Source organism: Micromonospora sp. U21 (genome assembly GCF_018070045.1).
In the GTDB taxonomy this organism is placed as follows: domain Bacteria; phylum Actinomycetota; class Actinomycetes; order Mycobacteriales; family Micromonosporaceae; genus Micromonospora.
Window position 1 is genome coordinate 16,314 of record NZ_JAGPYK010000009.1, and the last position, 15,597, is coordinate 31,910.

16 protein-coding genes are annotated in these 15,597 nt (G+C 71.1%); 7 read left to right on the forward strand and 9 right to left on the reverse strand.

Translation table 11 applies throughout. The features are described 5' to 3' along the window. The first annotated feature begins 8 nt into the window (after positions 1-8). Together coxB and KBX63_RS14355 are read left to right on the forward strand one after the other, a co-directional pair. A complete protein-coding gene (coxB, locus tag KBX63_RS14350; protein WP_210911523.1) occupies positions 9-980 on the forward strand; it encodes a cytochrome c oxidase subunit II in 972 nt (323 codons plus the stop codon). 9 nt (positions 981-989) lie between these two features. Further along, complete coding sequence (locus KBX63_RS14355; RefSeq protein ID WP_210911524.1) at positions 990-1,415, forward strand: cytochrome c oxidase subunit 4; 426 nt, start codon at positions 990-992, stop codon at positions 1,413-1,415. A gap of 208 nt (positions 1,416-1,623) precedes the next feature. On the opposite strand, the gene KBX63_RS14360 is transcribed toward KBX63_RS14355, so the two are convergent. The 4 genes from KBX63_RS14360 to KBX63_RS14375 form a co-directional block, all read right to left on the reverse strand. Further along, positions 1,624-1,827: a hypothetical protein gene (locus KBX63_RS14360; protein ID WP_210911525.1), complete on the reverse strand. Its 204-nt coding sequence runs from the start codon at positions 1,825-1,827 to the stop codon at positions 1,624-1,626. A 253-nt stretch (positions 1,828-2,080) separates the two neighbouring features. Beyond that, positions 2,081-3,127 carry an anthranilate phosphoribosyltransferase gene (gene trpD, locus KBX63_RS14365; RefSeq protein ID WP_210911526.1) on the reverse strand — a complete coding sequence of 349 codons (1,047 nt, stop codon included), beginning with the start codon at positions 3,125-3,127 and terminating at the stop codon, positions 2,081-2,083. 87 nt (positions 3,128-3,214) lie between these two features. Then, complete coding sequence (locus KBX63_RS14370; RefSeq protein ID WP_210911527.1) at positions 3,215-3,610, reverse strand: hypothetical protein; 396 nt, start codon at positions 3,608-3,610, stop codon at positions 3,215-3,217. A gap of 106 nt (positions 3,611-3,716) precedes the next feature. Further along, positions 3,717-4,700 (reverse strand): cytochrome c oxidase assembly protein, encoded by a 984-nt coding sequence (locus KBX63_RS14375; protein WP_210911528.1) that lies wholly within the window; start codon positions 4,698-4,700, stop codon positions 3,717-3,719. 108 nt (positions 4,701-4,808) lie between these two features. On the opposite strand from KBX63_RS14375, the gene KBX63_RS14380 reads away from it, so the two are divergent. The 5 genes from KBX63_RS14380 to KBX63_RS14400 all read left to right on the forward strand — a co-directional run bounded on the left by KBX63_RS14380 (position 4,809) and on the right by KBX63_RS14400 (position 9,950). Beyond that, a complete protein-coding gene (locus KBX63_RS14380) occupies positions 4,809-5,408 on the forward strand; it encodes a heme-copper oxidase subunit III (RefSeq protein WP_074313173.1) in 600 nt (199 codons plus the stop codon). A 72-nt stretch (positions 5,409-5,480) separates the two neighbouring features. Next, positions 5,481-6,317 (forward strand): cytochrome c, encoded by an 837-nt coding sequence (locus tag KBX63_RS14385; protein WP_210911529.1) that lies wholly within the window; start codon positions 5,481-5,483, stop codon positions 6,315-6,317. Positions 6,318-6,381: 64 nt separating this feature from the next. Next, positions 6,382-7,470: a ubiquinol-cytochrome c reductase iron-sulfur subunit gene (locus KBX63_RS14390; RefSeq protein WP_210911530.1), complete on the forward strand. Its 1,089-nt coding sequence runs from the start codon at positions 6,382-6,384 to the stop codon at positions 7,468-7,470. After that, positions 7,467-9,098, forward strand: coding sequence for a ubiquinol-cytochrome c reductase cytochrome b subunit (locus tag KBX63_RS14395; protein WP_210911531.1), 1,632 nt, complete (start codon positions 7,467-7,469; stop codon positions 9,096-9,098). The genes KBX63_RS14390 and KBX63_RS14395 overlap by 4 nt, the downstream gene beginning before the upstream one ends. Positions 9,099-9,290: 192 nt before the next feature. Further along, on the forward strand, positions 9,291-9,950 hold the full coding sequence (locus KBX63_RS14400) for a DUF4142 domain-containing protein (RefSeq protein WP_210911532.1): 660 nt from the start codon (positions 9,291-9,293) through the stop codon (positions 9,948-9,950). Positions 9,951-10,031: 81 nt separating this feature from the next. Here KBX63_RS14400 and KBX63_RS14405 read toward each other — a convergent pair whose 3' ends face one another. The 5 genes from KBX63_RS14405 to KBX63_RS14425 all read right to left on the reverse strand — a co-directional run bounded on the left by KBX63_RS14405 (position 10,032) and on the right by KBX63_RS14425 (position 15,569). Then, a complete protein-coding gene (locus KBX63_RS14405) occupies positions 10,032-10,319 on the reverse strand; it encodes an Lrp/AsnC family transcriptional regulator (protein WP_210911533.1) in 288 nt (95 codons plus the stop codon). Between the two features lie 80 nt (positions 10,320-10,399). Further along, complete coding sequence (locus KBX63_RS14410) at positions 10,400-11,299, reverse strand: sugar phosphate nucleotidyltransferase (RefSeq protein ID WP_307871717.1); 900 nt, start codon at positions 11,297-11,299, stop codon at positions 10,400-10,402. Next, positions 11,296-11,838: an NUDIX hydrolase gene (locus tag KBX63_RS14415; RefSeq protein ID WP_210911534.1), complete on the reverse strand. Its 543-nt coding sequence runs from the start codon at positions 11,836-11,838 to the stop codon at positions 11,296-11,298. The genes KBX63_RS14410 and KBX63_RS14415 overlap by 4 nt, the downstream gene beginning before the upstream one ends. Before the next feature lie 53 nt (positions 11,839-11,891). Next, a complete protein-coding gene (locus KBX63_RS14420; RefSeq protein ID WP_210911874.1) occupies positions 11,892-13,685 on the reverse strand; it encodes a bifunctional (p)ppGpp synthetase/guanosine-3',5'-bis(diphosphate) 3'-pyrophosphohydrolase in 1,794 nt (597 codons plus the stop codon). Positions 13,686-13,814: 129 nt separating this feature from the next. Continuing rightward, positions 13,815-15,569, reverse strand: a complete 1,755-nt coding sequence (locus tag KBX63_RS14425) for a DEDD exonuclease domain-containing protein (RefSeq protein WP_210911535.1) — start codon at positions 15,567-15,569, stop codon at positions 13,815-13,817. Positions 15,570-15,597 lie beyond the last annotated feature (28 nt).

The window sequence follows — 15,597 nt, forward strand, 5'->3', positions numbered from 1 at the left end:
AGGACCAGGTGGTCGCAAGGAGTTCGGAGGTACGGCCGTCGGCCGTACGGCACAGCGCTTCCCGAGGGGTCGGTGGACGCCGGCGGCGTGGTGCTGGTCGGGTGGCCGGGCTCGGTCTCGGTGGCGTGACGCTGCTGGTCCTGCTCACGGGCTGTGACGTCGGTGCGGCGTTCGACGGCTTCGGCTGGCCGCAGGGCGGCATCTCGGCCGAGTCCCGGCGGATGTACGACCTGTGGATCGCCTCCTGCATCGCCGCCCTCGCGGTCGGCATCTTCGTGTGGGGTCTGATCTTCTGGTGCGTCATTCGTTACCGCAAGCGTGGCAACGCGCTGCCGGTGCAGACCCGCTACAACCTGCCGATGGAGTTCCTCTACACCATCGCGCCGATCCTGATCGTCTCCGTGCTCTTCTACTACACGGCGATCGTGCAGACCGACGTGGACAAGTTGTCGAAGAACCCCGACGTCACGGTCGAGATCGTCGCCTTCAAGTGGAACTGGCAGTTCAACTACCGCGACGGGCAGGGCCCCGACGCCCGCACCACCGCGTCGACGCTCGGCACCAGCGAGGTCATCCCGGTGCTGGTGCTGCCGACCAACCGGTCGATCCGGTTCGAGGAGACCAGCCGCGACGTCATCCACTCCTTCTGGGTGCCGGAGCTGCTGTTCAAGCGGGACGTCATGCCCGGCAAGATCCGCAACGTGTTCGAGGTCTCCAGCCTGGAGGCCGAGGGTGCCTATGTCGGCCGCTGCGCCGAGCTGTGCGGCAGCTACCACGCGTTCATGAACTTCGAGCTGCGGGTGGTCTCGCCGGAGCAGTACGACCAGTTCCTGGCGGCCAAGCAGAGCGGCAAGTCCACCCAGGACGCGCTGACCGCCATCGGTGAGAAGCCGTACGCGGAGACCACGCAGCCGTTCGAGACCAGGCGGACGCAGAGCAACTTCAACCCGGACAGCGCTCCGGCCGGCACGGGAAGCTGAGGCGGCGGCATGAAGACCGAATGGCGTATCTTCCTGGTCATCGCCACGTTCCTGTTCGGCGCCACGGTCCTCTACGGCGCCTGGACGGCCGGTGAGGCCGGCGGCGTCGAGTGGGTGGGCACCATCGCCCTGCTGCTGTCCTTCCTGCTCTGCACGATGTGCGGCGGCTTCTTCTGGTTCGTCTCGCGCCGTATCGACCTGCGCCCAGAGGACCGGCCGGACGCCGAGATCGCCGACGGCGCCGGTGAGGTCGGCTTCTTCAGCCCCGGCAGCTACTGGCCGTTCGGGCTGGCGCTCGCCGCCGCGATCGCCGGCATGGGCCTGGCGTTCTGGCAGCTCTGGCTGGTCGGCGCCGGCCTGGTGGCGGTCGTCTTCGCCGCCTGCGGGCTGTTGTTCGAGTACTACAGCGGCACGCGGCGTACCGCCGAGCACTGACCCACCCGGTCGCTGTCGCGACCGACCCATGGCAGCACGAAGGCCCGTTCCCCGGTGGGGAGCGGGCCTTCGTCGCGCCCGGGCCCGTGCCCACGTGATCGACTCCACATCGCCGATGTGGGGGTGTCAGTGCGGCGGGATGCCGCAACATCGGCGAGACCGAGTTGATCGAGCCGCGGCGCGGCCCAGGCAGGTTGGGGTGGCCGGGTCAGGCGGCGTGGCGGGTGGGCTGGCGGCGTTGGCGGTCGGCCAGCCGGGTGACACGGAAGGTGAACGTGGCGATCACCATGGCGGAACCGCAGCCGGTGCAGATCAGCTCGGGGCAGTCGGTGCCGTGGCCGTCGACACAGGGCGGCGCCTCGAACAGTGCCACGCCCTCGCAGACGTCGCAGTAGAGCTCGCGGTCCGACACGGGCGTCTCCTCTCACTCCAGGCGACTCGTTCCGGGTGCGACAGCGGCGCACAACGGAAGCGGAGAACTACTCGGCTGTAGTTTCACACGCGGGTCCGACAATTCCCCACGCACCGTCGCTCGGAAGCCCGCCGCAGGACACGCGGCGTGATCCACTCGACGTCACCGACGTCGGGGCATACCGGCCCCCCGGATCTCTCGACTTCAAAGATCCCGAGTCGATCACGCGCCCACGTCGCCGGACGGCGGCTGGTCAGGCGGTGGTGGCGATCTCGATCCAGCGGTCGAGGGTGTCGGCCGCCGCGCCGGAGTCGATCGACTCGGCGGCGCGGTCCAGCCCGGCGCGCAGCGCCTCGGTCAGATCCCCGTCCAGCCGGCCCTGGGTGGCCAGCGCCGCCGCCGCGTTGACCAGCACCGCGTCCCGGACCGGACCGGTCTCGCCGGCCAGCAGCCGGCGGGCCACGCCGGCGTTGTACGCGGCGTCACCGCCGCGCAGGTCCGCGAGGGTGGACCGGGGTAACCCCAGGTCCGTCGCGTCCAGCACGGCCTCGCGTACGGTGCCGCCCTGGACCGCCCAGACCCGGGTCGGCGCGGCGGTGGTGAACTCGTCCAGCCCGTCCTCGCCGCGCATCACCAGTACCGAGTCGCCGCGAGCGGCGAACACGCCGGCCATCACCGGGGCCATGCGGGAGTCGAAGCAGCCGACGGCGCCGGCGCGCGGCCGGGCCGGGTTGGTCAGCGGGCCGAGGAAGTTGAAGACGGTGGGCACGCCCAGCTCCCGCCGGACCGGGCCGGTGTGCCGCATGCCCGGGTGGAACCGGGCGGCGAAGCAGAACCCGATGCCGGCCTCAGTGACACAGCGGACGATCGCGTCCGGGTCGAGGTCGAGCGGGACGCCGAGGAACTCCAGCAGGTCGGCCGTGCCACAGGAGGACGACGCGGCCCGGTTGCCGTGCTTGACCACCCGGACACCGGCGCCGGCCACCACCAGCGCGGCCATGGTGGAGATGTTGACCGTGTGCGCGAGGTCACCGCCGGTGCCCACCACGTCCAGCGCGGTGGAGCGCAGATCCTCGGGGAGGTCGACCGGGACCGCCCGGCTCAGCATCGTCTCCACCAGCCCCGCCAGCTCGGCCGACGTCTCGCCCTTGGCCCGCAGCGCCACGGCGAAGCCGGCGACCTGCGCGGCGCCCGCCGAACCGGCCATGATCTCGCCCATCGCCCAGGCGGTGTCGGCGGTGGACAGCTCGTCGCCGCGCAGCAGCGCGTTGAGCAGGTGCGGCCAGGTCCGATCGCCCATGGCGGGCCTCCCGAGCGTGCGAAGTGCGGGTGGGCTGGAACCGGCGCCGACTCATCCGGCGCCGAGGCGGTGCCGGAGCGGGGGACGTCAGGCGGGTGCGTGCGTCCGCAGCAGCTCGGCCACCGTGCTACCGGTGGTCACCGGGTCGAGCGGGTGCACCAGCGTCGCGTCGACCTCGGCGTACGCGGCGAGCCATCGGTCGGCGGCGCGAGCGATCACCAGGCAGGTCGGGGGAGCGTCGTCCCGGTCGTCCTTGATCTGCCGCGCGATGCCGATGCCGCCGCCCGGGCTGGCTTCGCCGTCGAGCAGCAGCAGGTCGATCTCGTAGTCGTCGACCAGCCGGATGGTCTCGGCGTAGGTCGACGCGTCGACGAACTCGATCTGCAGCCCGGGTGCGGGCCGGGTGCCGACGGCCAGCCGCATCCGGTCACGGACCTGCGGGTCGTCGCTGTAGAGCAGGACGGTGCACTGACGATCGCTCATGGCTGGACTGGCTCCCACCTCGTAGCTGCCCGCCGATCGTACCGGTCGACGTGACGTAGTCGACATCCCGCCCGTCGCCGGCGGTCCGGCGTACCGTCGCCGCAGCTCAGGCGGGGGTACCGGCGGCGCGTTCGCGGGCCTCCTGACGGTCCAGCTCGCGGTCGACCCGGCGGGCCTCCCGCTCGGACTGCTTGACCCACTGCACCACCAGCACCGCGAGCATGGTCACGCTGACGAACTCGCCGCCGGCCCACAGGATGCCGCCGGCGACGACCTGATCGTTCCAGGGGTCGGACCAGCTCAGGTTGAGCGACGGGTACCAGTCGCCGCCGAAGAGGGTGCTGCTCTGCATGATGGTGAGCCCGAGCACGGTGTGGAACGGCACGGAGAGCAGCATCAGCAGCGCCCGCGCCGGGTACGGCCAGCGGCCGGGCAACGGGTCGAGGCCGAGCAGCGGCCAGAAGAACACGCAGCCGGTCATGATGAAGTGCGCGTGCACCAGCTCGTGCGCCCAGGCGTGTTCGAGGGTGAAGCGGTACAGGTCACTGAAGTACAGCGCGAACGGGTTGACCACGAAGATGGCGAACGCCACCAGCGGGAAGCTGTAGACCCGGGCGACGCGGCTGTGCACGATCGCCAGCAGGCGCTTGCGCGCCCGGGCCGGCAGGGTCCGCAGGGCCAGCGTCATGGGTGCGCCGAGCGCCAGGAAGATCGGCGCCACCATCGACAGCGCCATGTGCTGGACCATGTGCACCGACAGCAGCGCGGTGTCGTACGCGTGCAGCCCGCTGACCGTGACCAGCGCGATGCCGCCCAGGCCGGGGCCGAGGAAGAACACCGTACGGGAGATGGGCCAGCGGTCGCCGCGGATGCGCAGCCGGTGCACCCCGTAGAGGTAGAGGCCCGCGGCGAGCACCAGGCCGAGGGCCAGCCAGCTGTCCAGCCGGGTCTCGGTCAGCACCGCGCCGATGGTGAACGGGGGCGGGATCGCCTCACCCCCGGCGGCCAGCGGCGGGCCCGCCGGAGTGGCCGCGAGCACTGCGGCCGGGACGGCCGAGGTGGCGGCGAAGATCGGATCGACGTGCAGCACGCTTTTTAGGCTAGGCCAGGCGAACCGGACTCTGACGCTGGGGCCACGGAAGTCGCAGGTTTGCCACCCCGCTGATCGCCGGCCCCGGTCAGGGGCAATAATGACGGCGTGACTGCGGCCCCAGCCATTGACAAGAGCCGGATCCACTCCCTGACCCGACCGAACATGGTCAGCGTCGGGACGATCGTGTGGCTCTCCAGCGAACTCATGTTCTTCGCGGCGCTGTTCGCGATGTACTTCTCGATCCGCGCGGCTGCGCCGGAGCAGTGGGAGAAGCACACCGAGCATCTGAACATCCCGTACGCGACCACCTTCACCGTGATCCTGGTGCTCTCGTCGGTGACCTGCCAGCTCGGTGTCTTCGCCGCGGAGAAGGGTGACGTGCACGCGCTTCGGCGCTGGTTCACCATCACCTTCGTGATGGGCCTGATCTTCGTGCTCGGTCAGGTGAACGAGTACCGCACGCTGGTGCACGAGGGCGTCAAGATCAACGAAGACGGCTACGGCTCGATGTTCTACCTGACCACCGGCTTCCACGGCCTGCACGTGACCGGCGGCCTGATCGCCTTCATCATCTTCATGGTCCGTACCACCATGGGCCGGTTCACCCCGGCGCAGGCGACCTCGGCGATCGTCGTGTCGTACTACTGGCACTTCGTCGACGTCGTGTGGATCGGGCTGTACGCCATGATCTACTGGCTTCAGTGATCTTGGCGCGTCACGAACCGCGCCGCTGCTCCGTCCCCTGAGACAAGGTCCAACCGGTTAAGGACACAGCTCATGACTTCTGACAACGACCGCCGACGCGGTCTGCTCGCGCGGCTGCGCGAGCGGCCCGCCGCGCGCAGCAGGGGCCGCCGCCGGCTGGGCGCCGCGGTCCGGCTGTTCGCCGCGCTGATGCTCGCCGGCGGCGCCTACACCGTCTTCGCCCCCGGTGCGCAGGCACAGGACAACCCGCCGCTGACCGGCGCCGCCGCCGAGGGCAAGGCGCTGTTCGACGTGAGCTGTATCACCTGCCATGGACGCAACGCCCAGGGCGTCGAGGGTCGCGGACCGAGCCTGATCGGCGTCGGCGCGGCCTCGGTCGAGTTCCAGGTCAGCAGCGGCCGCATGCCGCTGGCCCGCCAGGAGGCCCAGGCGCACCGCAAGCCCCCGCTCTTCACCGACGAGCAGACCCGCCAGCTGGCCCAGTACATCCAGGAGCTCGGCGGCGGCCCGATGGTGCCGGAGGGCGACAACCTCCACGAGGACGCCAACATCGCTTCCGGCGGTGAGCTGTTCCGGATCAACTGCTCGCAGTGCCACGCCTTCGGCGGCGGTGGCGGCGCACTCTCCTCGGGCAAGTTCGCGCCGAGTCTGCGCCCGGCGACCGACCGGCAGATCTACGCGGCGATGCTCAGCGGCCCGCAGAACATGCCGGTGTTCGGTGACAACCAGCTCCGGCCGGAGCAGAAGGCCGACATCATCGCGTACATCCAGGAGACGCTGAAGCACGACCAGGACCCGGGCGGGTTCAACCTCGGCCGGTACGGGCCGTCCACCGAGGGTCTGGCGATCTTCCTGGTTGGCATCGTGGCGCTCGTCTTCGCTAGCCTGTGGATTGCGGGTAAGTCGTGATCGAGCGGATCATTCGATTCAGTGCCGTGGTGCCGCTCGGCACCACCCGTAGCGAGGTGACGGCATGAGCACCCACACCGAGCACCAGGCCCAGCAGGGCCGGGAGCCGCTCGACGTGAACACCCCCGGGCTGTCCCGGTTCGACATCGTGCGCGAAGGCGCCCGCCGGGACGACATCGAGATCGTCCACTACGAGCCGCAGGTCGTCGCGGGTTCGAAGGCCGAGCGGCGGCTGGTCCGCCTGGTCGCCGGGCTCTTCCTCCTGACCGGCCTGGCGGCGACCGTCTTCCTCGTCGTCTACATCTGGTGGCCGTGGCAGTACGAGCCCGGCCGCGGCGGCGACAAGTTCTATACCCCGCTGCTCGGCGTCACCATGGGCCTGGCCCTGCTCGGTATCGGCTTCGGCATCCTGACCTGGGGCAAGAAGCTGATGCCGAAGGAGGTGTCGATCCAGGACCGGCACGAGGGCGCGGTCGACGAGGAAGGCCGCACCATCACCGGGCAGACCATGCTGTACGTGTCCGACGAGCTGGGTTTGAAGCGTCGGCCGCTGCTCGGCATCTCACTGCTGGCCGGTCTCGCGCCGGTCGCCGCGGTCGCCGCGGCCCCGCTGGTCGGCGGTCTGATCTCCCAGCCGCACAAGAACAACCAGATGTTCACCACCGGGTTCGCCCCGGCCGAGGGCGGCGAGCGGATCCGCCTGGTGCGCGAGGACGGCCGACCGGTGCGTCCGGCGGACATCAGCAGCGGTGGCCAGCTGACCGTATTCCCGGGCATCGAGCACGGCGTGAGCAACCGGCACGCCGACTCCCCGACGCTGCTGATCCACCTGCGGGACTCCGACGCGCAGGAGTCGCGGCGGGCCAACGAGAAAATTGGCCACGGCGACTACATGTGGGGCAACTACGCTGCGTTCTCCAAGATCTGCACGCACGCCGGTTGCCCGGCCAGCCTCTTCGAGCAGCAGACCAACCGGCTGCTCTGTCCGTGTCACCAGTCCCAGTTCCTGATCACCGACAACGCCAAGCCCGTCTTCGGCCCTGCCAGCCGGCGGCTGCCGCAGCTGCCGATCGAGGTGGACTCCGAGGGCTTCTTCGTGGCGAAGTCCGACTACACCGAGACCGTCGGGCCTGACTTCTGGGAGCGGCCATGAAGCGTCGAAAGTTTGACCTGGCAGCGACGCCGGGCAAGGCCGCGGTGGGAGTGGACGACCGCTTCCAGGTGGCCACTCCGCTGCGTCGGCTGCTGAACAAGGTCTTCCCGGACCACTGGTCCTTCCTGCTCGGCGAGATCGCGCTGTTCTCGTTCGTCGTGCTGTTGCTGACCGGTGTGTTCCTGACCTTCTTCTTCGAGCCGGCGATGACCGAGGTGGTCTACGACGGCAGCTACGCCCCGTTGCAGGGCACGCCGATGTCCGCCGCGTACGCCTCCAGCCTGGACATCTCGTTCGACGTCCGGGGCGGCCTGGTGATGCGGCAGATGCACCACTGGTCGGCGCTGCTGTTCATGGCCGCGATCGTCGTGCACATGCTGCGGGTCTTCTTCACCGGTGCCTTCCGCAAGCCGCGGGAGACCAACTGGATCATCGGCTCGCTGCTGTTCTGGGTCGGCTTCCTGGCCGGCTTCACCGGCTACTCGCTGCCGGACGACGGTCTGTCCGGCACCGGCCTGCGGATCGCCTCAGCGATCATGCTGTCCATCCCGGTGATCGGCTCCTGGCTCACGTCGTCGATCTTCGGCGGTGAGTTCCCCGGCACGATCATCATCAGCCGGTTCTTCATCGCCCACGTGCTGCTCATCCCGGCTCTGCTCGTCGCCCTGATCAGCGTCCACCTGGGCCTGGTCTTCAAGCAGAAGCACACCCAGTGGCCCGGCCCCGGCCGGACCAACGCGAACGTGGTCGGAGAGCGGTTCTTCCCGCGGTACGCGATCAAGCAGGGCGGCTTCTTCATGGTCGTCTTTGGCGTCATCGCGCTGATGGGCGGTCTGTTCCAGATCAACCCGATCTGGCTGTTCGGCCCGTACGAGGCGTGGGTGGTCTCGGCTGCCAGCCAGCCGGACTGGTACGTCATGTTCCTCGACGGCTCGACCCGACTCATGCCGGCCTGGGAGATCCCCATTCCGATCGGCGACGGGTACGTGATCCCGCCGCTGTTCTGGCCGACGGTCGTCCTGCCCGGCATCCTGGTGGGCTTGTCGACGATGTACCCGTTCCTGGAGGCCCGGCACCTCAAGGACCGCAAGAGCCACAACCTGCTCCAGCGGCCCCGGGACGTTCCGGCCCGGACCGCGGTCGGCGCCATGGCGGTGTCGTTCTACGTCGTGCTGACGCTTTCCGGCGCCAACGACGTGATCGCCGACAAGTTCCAGATCAGCTTGAACGCGATGACCTGGGCCGGCCGGATCGGCCTGCTGGCGGTCCCGCCGTTGGCGTACTACATCACCTACCGGCTCTGCCTCGGTCTGCAGCAGCACGACCGTGAGGTGCTCGCGCACGGCGTGGAGACCGGTATCATCCGGCGACTCCCGGACGGCCGGTTCGTCGAGGTGCACCAGCCGCTCAGTTCGGCGAACGGGCACGCGGACGGCCACGGCGAGCTGGAGTACGTCGGCTGGGTGGTGCCCAAGAAGATGAACCGGCTCGGGGCTCTTGGCCCGGCGGTCCGGGGCTTCTTCTACCCGATCGAGAAGCCGGTCGAGGCGCCGGTCTCGCCGGGTCACCCGCCGGTCGAGGCCCGGCCCGAGCGCGAGGAGATCGGCAGCGGCGAGAGCCGCCGCTGACCCCCGACCGCACCGTCACGTGGCGCCCGCCGGAATTCCGGCGGGCGCCACGTCGTATCCGCGTCCACCGCCCATCCGACCAGGAGTGGGACGCCGACGACGCGACCGGTAGACCCCGCGCGACGGGCGATCGCAGGAATAACCCCGGTGAGCCGGGTATCCGTGCGGTCCAACGTCTCAAGGGGGGGAAGCATGTTGGGTATCAAACGCCTCGGCCTGTTGGCCGCGCTGGTACTGGTCGGCGTCGCGCCGGCTGCGGCCGCGCAGGCCGCGGCACAGCCGTCGACGCAGGACACCCAGTATCTGCAGGCGGTGCACCAGGTCAACCTGTTCGAGATCACCGCCGGTGACCTGGCCCAGCAGAAGGGCCAGAACCAGAGGGTCAAGGACCTGGGCGCAATGTTGAAGACCGATCACACGCAGCTGGACCAGACGGTGCAGCAGACCGCATCCCAGCTCGGGGTTGAGCTGCCGAACGAGCCCAGCGCCGATGAGCAGGCCGTCCTCGACCAGCTGAACAACGCCAGCGGCGAGGAGTTCGACCGGCTGTGGGTGACCAGCGAACTGGCCGGCCACGTCCAGGCCATCCAGGCCACCCAGACGGAGATCTCGCAGGGCTCCGAGCAGTCGGTGGTCCAGTTGGCCCAGACCGCTCTGCCGACGCTGCAGACGCACTACGACGAACTGGTCCAGCTCGCCAACCAGCTGGGCATTCCGGTCCCGCAGACGAGCGCCAGCGGTACGCCCAGCCCGGGTGGCACTGGCACCGAGTCGCCGGCTCCGGGCGGCACTGGCACCGAGTCCCCGGCTCCGGGCGGCACCACCGAGTCGCCGGCTCCCAGCGAGAGCTGATGTAGCGGCAGCAGACGGCCGGCCCATCCGCGCGGTGGGCCGGCCGCCGTGCGTCCGGCGCCCGTCGGCGCCGCCGGTGCGTCAGTCCGCGTTGGCCAGACCGATCGCGAACGCCTCCTCCAGGTCGTGCTGGGAGTACGCCCGGAACGCGATGTGCGACTCGGTGTTCAGCACACCCGGAACCTTGGAGATGCTGCCCGCGATGACCTGGGCGATCTGGTCGAACTCGCGGACCCGGACGATGGCGATGAGGTCGACGTGCCCGGCCACCGAGTAGACCTCGCTGACGCCGGGGAGGTTGGCCAGGTTCTCCGCCACCTCGGGGATCGCGTCGGTGGCGCAGTCGATCAGCACGATCGCGGTGATCACTGGACATTTCTCCGTTCGTCGGCGTCGTCGCCCATGCTAGATGTTTCCGCCCGGGCCCGGAGGCGGGAGGCCGCCGTGGCTCAGCCGCGCGCGGTGGCCGGCACGGTGCGGCCATCCCCGGCGCGGATGGCGTCGTGCAGCCGCTCGCCGTCGCGTACCGTCGCGCCCGGCCAGACCACCGTGCGCCGCACATCGCCGTACACCTGAGCACCGGCGCCGACCACCGACTCCACGCAGCGACCGGCCACCGTGGCGGACGGGTCGATCAGGGCGCCGCCGGCGGCGGCGTGCAGGTTGGCCGCCAGGTAGTCGGCCGGGGTGCCGGTGTCGTAGAAGGTGCCCGGGTAGGCGATCACCTCCAGCGCGCCGGCCGCCTCGGCCGGCCGCCACACCGCGCGCACCAGGTCGGAGAAGACCACCGGAAGGTCACGGACCAGCCGCCAGGGCAGCAGTGAGAAGCCGGTGAAGCAGTGCCCGGCGAAGGCGCCCGGCGCCGTCGGGTCCGCGGCAGGCTGACCGAGCAGTCGTACCCGGTGCCCGTCCCAGCCGTCCAGCAGCGCGGCCACGTCGGGGCCCGGCGGAGCCGCCGCGTCGGCCAGGTACGCGTCGGCGTTGCCCACCAGCACCGGCCGCCCGTCGATCCAGTCCCGCAGGTTGGCCACCCCGCCCGCGGTGCCGAGCGGGTCGCCGGGCTCCACCGACAGGTGGGCGCGGTCACCGACGTGCGTGACCACCTGGTCGGCGAGGTAGCAGGCGTTCACCGCGACCCGTCCGGGACCGGTCAGGCCGAGCCCCGCCAGCCGGGCCAGCGCCCGGTCCAGTAGCGGTACGTTGCCCACCGGGCAGAGCGCTTTGGGCACCCGTTCGGTGAGCGGGCGCAGCCGGGTGCCCTCGCCCGCGGCGAGCACCACCGCGCAGACCTCCGCGCGTCGGTCGCCCGCCCGCCCGCCGGTCGCCGGCACACCGGCCGCTCCGGTCACGGCGTGGTGTCGGGCACCGGTGGCGGAAACTGCCCGGCCAGCGGCCCGATGTCGTAGTAGGCGAGCAGCCGGGCGGTCGGCCAGGTCAGCTTGGGCAGGTCGTCCAGCGGGTGCCAGGCGGCCTCGAAGACCTCCGCCCCGTCGACCACCAGCTCGACGTCGGTAGCCGGCACCTCCGCCTCGAAGACCATGTCCACCCAACCCTTGGCGTGCACGATCGCGTTCGGCACCGCGGGTCGCAGTCGGGATGGGGTGAGCCGGATGCCGGACTCCTCGAACAGCTCGCGAGCCGCGCCCACCACCGGGGCCTCGCCCCGATCCAGCAGGCCGGCGGGGAGCGACCAACCCTTGCCGGGCGGCTGGCGCAGCAACAGCAACCGGCCCGCACCCGTCGCCTCGGCGTCGCGGACCAGGGTGACCGCGCCGACGATGTACTTGGGCACGGCCAGCCGGACCAGGCGACGGCGCACCGGCAGCGGCAGCCGGTAGAAGGCCTGGTAGAAGATGGCCCGACCGGTGGCGCGGGAGCGGGGGATCATGACCCCAGGCTAGTGGTCACGAATGTCCTTCGGACGCGCTGGGGCCCGGCCGGTCACTGTCGATGGTCGACCAGGTCGATGAGCTGGCGTACCACCGTGTCCGGTTCGATCACGCGGTCGAAGACCGCGACCAGCAGGGTCTCCAGGTCGGGGTAGCCCAGCTCCTCCGAGAGGCGCAGCAGCGGCAGGTCACTGGCGAGGCCGCGGTTGTGCTGGCGCAGGGCGAGCCCGATGGTGGCCCGGCCGAGGCGGACCTTGTCGCTGATCGTGATGCCCGGCTCGGTGTGCTCGGCGAACCACCGGTTGATCTGCATCTGTGCGTGCGGCGACTTGACGAAGTCGAGCCACTCCCGGCGCGGGCCGCGCGGCGCCTCACCGGCCTCGAAGCCGTTGTCCCCGTCATTCTCGGTGAAGATCTCCACCACGTCGCCCTCGTCCAGCTCCGAGCTCAGCGGCGCCAGCCGGCCGTTGATCCGGGCGGCGAGGCAGTGGTCGCCCCGCTCGCTGCCCAGCTCGTACGCGAGGTCGACCGGCGTGGCGCCGGCCGGCAGCACGACCTGCCGCCCCTCGGCGAAGACCTGGATCTGCCCCTCGGCGAGGTCGCAGCGCAGCGACTCGAGGAACTGCGCCGGGTCGGCGGCGTCCGGCTCCCAGTCGAGGACCCGGCGCAGCCAGTCCAGCTGCTCGGCGCGGGCCGCCGCGCTGCTGCCTCCCGAGCGCGGGAAGCGGAAGTCGGCGGCGATGCCGTACTCGGCCGAGCGGTGCATCTCCTCGGTGCGGATCAGCACCTCGACGGTGCGGTCCTGCGGGCCGCAGACGCTGGTGTGCAGCGAACGGTAGAGGTTGTTCTTCGGCGAGGCGATGAAGTCCTTGAACCGGCCCGGGACCGGTCGCCAGGTGCCATGGATCGCACCCAGTGCGGCGTAGCAGTCGGTGGCCGGGCCGTCGACCACCACCGCGATACGCGGCAGGTCGTACGGCGCGGTGTGACCGCCGGCGATGGTGTCCTTCCAGATCGAGTAGAGGTGCCGGGGCCGCGGGCTCACCTCGGCGTCCACCCGGCTGCGGCGCAGCGCCGCCCGGGCCCGGGTGACCACCGAGTCGAGGTACGCGTCCCAGCCCGGCCGATCGTGCACGTGCCGGGCCAGCCGGGCGTGCTCGTCGGGCTCCAGGTGCAGCAGCACCACGTCGTCCAGCTCCCGCTTGAGGGTCTGGATGCCGAGCCGGTCGCAGAGCGGGACCAGCACCTCCTGGGTCTTGCGGGCGATCCTTTCCCGCGAGGCCGCGGAGCGCACACCGAGGGTGCGCATGTTGTGCAGCCGGTCGGCCAGCTTGATGATCAGCACCCGGACGTCCTTGGCGGCCGCGACGATCATCTTGCGGATCGTCTCCGCCTCGGCGGCCTTGCCGTAGAACGCCTTGTCGAACTTGGTCACCCCGTCGACCAGGTGGGCCACCTCGCCGCCGAAGTCCTCCGACAGCGCCTGGAGCGTGTAGCGGGTGTCCTCCACCGTGTCGTGCAGCAGCGCCGCCACCAGGGTGGTGGTGTCCATCCCCAGCTCGGCGCAGATCTGCGCCACCGCGAGGGGGTGGGTGATGTACGGCTCGCCGCTCTTGCGGAACTGCCCGCGGTGCATGTTCTCCGCGATGGTGTACGCCCGGCGCAGCACCGCCGGGTCGGTGCCGGCGTGGATGCCACGGTGGGTCCGGACCAGCTGGGTGACCGGGTCGGAGTCGGTGGTCGGCCAGGTGAGCAACGACCGCAGCCGGCGGGCCAATGGCAGCTCACCCGACTGGGTCGGCAGGGCGCCCCCCAGAGCGGCGCCGTGTCCGGCGTCGACGTCCACGAGGGACACCTCCTCACCCCGGCCCCGCGGTCGCCGAGACCCGGCGACCGGGAGCAGGCCCACGAATCGGGCAGGACTGCACTTCTCTAACAGCCTAAGCGAGTCGACGTAGTCCGATCGGTCAGTTGGTCATGAGCGTTCGGTCGAGAGTTGGTGGGACGCACCGCTCTCGGCCTTCGCCAGCAGGTCCCGGAATCGCCCCGCGCCACCCGCCGGGGAGGACCAACCGGAGGACATCTCCACCAGCCGGGTCTCCGGTCGCTCCAACCAGGACAGGATGCGTTCGGACTCCTCCGCCGTGGCCGCCGGCACCGGGCCGTGCCCACCCGACACCGTCTCGGCGGTGATCCGGATGGCGTTCAGCGTGGGTCGCGGGTGGACGCCGGGCGGGGACACGCCCGCGCCCGCCAACCGTCCGTGCCGGACCAGGGCCAGCTCCCAGCCGCCCCGGGCGGCCGGCCGGGCCGCGGCCAGCTCGACGATCCCGGTCAGGGCGGCCAGCCGCTGCATCCGCACGGTGGCGCGCAGCACCGCCGCCAGCCGGGACCGCACCACCGCCGCCTCCTCGTAGCGCTGGTCGCGGGAGAGCACGTCGATCCGGGCCAGCAGCGCGTCCACCACCGGCTGTGGGTCGCTGGCGGTGGCGGTGCGGAACGGCGCCGCGGCGCGGTGGTCGTACTCCTCGGGGGTGATCTTGTGCTCGCAGGGTGCCGGGCAGCGACCCAGCTCGGCCAGCGCGCAGGCCGGCGTGACGGTCCGCAGTGAGAGCCGGTGCGTGCACTGGCGCAGCGGCACCGCGTCGTGGAAGCCGGCGGCGGCCAGCTCCGCGGCCCGCCGGGAGGTGAACGGGCCGAGGTAGGCGGTGTCGGTGGGGGAGAGGTCGCGGACCACCGACAGCCGGGGGTACGGCCCGTCGGTCAGCTTGAGCCAGACCATCCGCTCCGGGTATTTCGACCGCCGGTTGTACGGCGGGGCGTGTGCGGCGATCAACCGCAGCTCGCGGACCTCCGCCTCCAGCGAGTGCGCGCACTCCACCGCCTCGACCCGTTCGGCCGCGGCCAGCATCTCGGAGATCCGGGCCCGCTTCTCCCCCGCGGTGAAGTAGCTGCGCACCCGGGTGGCGATGTCGCCCGAGGTGCCGACGTAGAGCGGCCGGTCGTCGGCGGCCCGGAAGATGTAGACCCCCGGCACCTTGGGCAGGCCCTCGGCCAGGTGTCGCTTGCGGCGCTGGGTCGGGGTGACCGCCCGCGCGAACTCGATGGCGTCGCCGACCGTGTCGACCCGGTGCCCGCCGAGTCGGGCGATCAGCCCGTGCAGCACGTCGACGGTGGCCTTCGCGTCGTCCAGCGCCCGGTGGGTGGGGTGGGTGGCGGTGCGGAAGTAGGCCGCCAGGGTGCCCAGCTTGCGGTTGGGCACCTCGTCGCGGGTCAGCACCCGGCGGGCCAGCGCCGCCGTGTCCAACACGCGGGGGTTGGGCCAGCGGTAGCCGTGCTTCGCGCAGGCGGCCTTGAGGAAGCCCACGTCGTAGGGGGCGTTGTGGGCCACCAGGACCGCGTCGGCGATGAACTCCAGGAAGCTCGGCAGCACCTGCTCGATCGGCGGCGCCGGCAGCAGCATGGCCTGGGTGATCCCGGTCAGCACGGTGATGAACGGCGGGATCGGCTGCCCCGGGTTGACCAGGGTGGCCAGCACGCCGAGCTGCGCACCACCGCGCACCTTGACCGCGCCGATCTCGGTGATGCCGCCGCCGTCCGGCGCGCCACCGGTGGTCTCCAGGTCGACCACCACGAAGGTGGTCGCGTAGAGCGGCAGCGCCGGGTCCACCCCACCCACCGCCGGGTCGAGACCGGCCAGTGACTCCTGGACGTACTCCGCCTGTGCCATCGGCGGCACGCTAGCGCGCCGGTCCGAC

Coding starts and splice junctions, on each gene's coding strand:
- KBX63_RS14355 (WP_210911524.1), top strand. CDS start 990: ATGAAGACCGAATGGCGTATCTTCCTGGTCATCGCCACGTTCCTGTTC.
- KBX63_RS14415 (WP_210911534.1), bottom strand. CDS start 11,838: ATGATCCCCCGCTCCCGCGCCACCGGTCGGGCCATCTTCTACCAGGCC.
- trpD (WP_210911526.1), bottom strand. CDS start 3,127: ATGGGCGATCGGACCTGGCCGCACCTGCTCAACGCGCTGCTGCGCGGC.
- KBX63_RS14390 (WP_210911530.1), top strand. CDS start 6,382: ATGAGCACCCACACCGAGCACCAGGCCCAGCAGGGCCGGGAGCCGCTC.
- KBX63_RS14395 (WP_210911531.1), top strand. CDS start 7,467: ATGAAGCGTCGAAAGTTTGACCTGGCAGCGACGCCGGGCAAGGCCGCG.
- KBX63_RS14425 (WP_210911535.1), bottom strand. CDS start 15,569: ATGGCACAGGCGGAGTACGTCCAGGAGTCACTGGCCGGTCTCGACCCG.
- KBX63_RS14370 (WP_210911527.1), bottom strand. CDS start 3,610: ATGAGCGATCGTCAGTGCACCGTCCTGCTCTACAGCGACGACCCGCAG.
- KBX63_RS14400 (WP_210911532.1), top strand. CDS start 9,291: ATGTTGGGTATCAAACGCCTCGGCCTGTTGGCCGCGCTGGTACTGGTC.
- KBX63_RS14385 (WP_210911529.1), top strand. CDS start 5,481: ATGACTTCTGACAACGACCGCCGACGCGGTCTGCTCGCGCGGCTGCGC.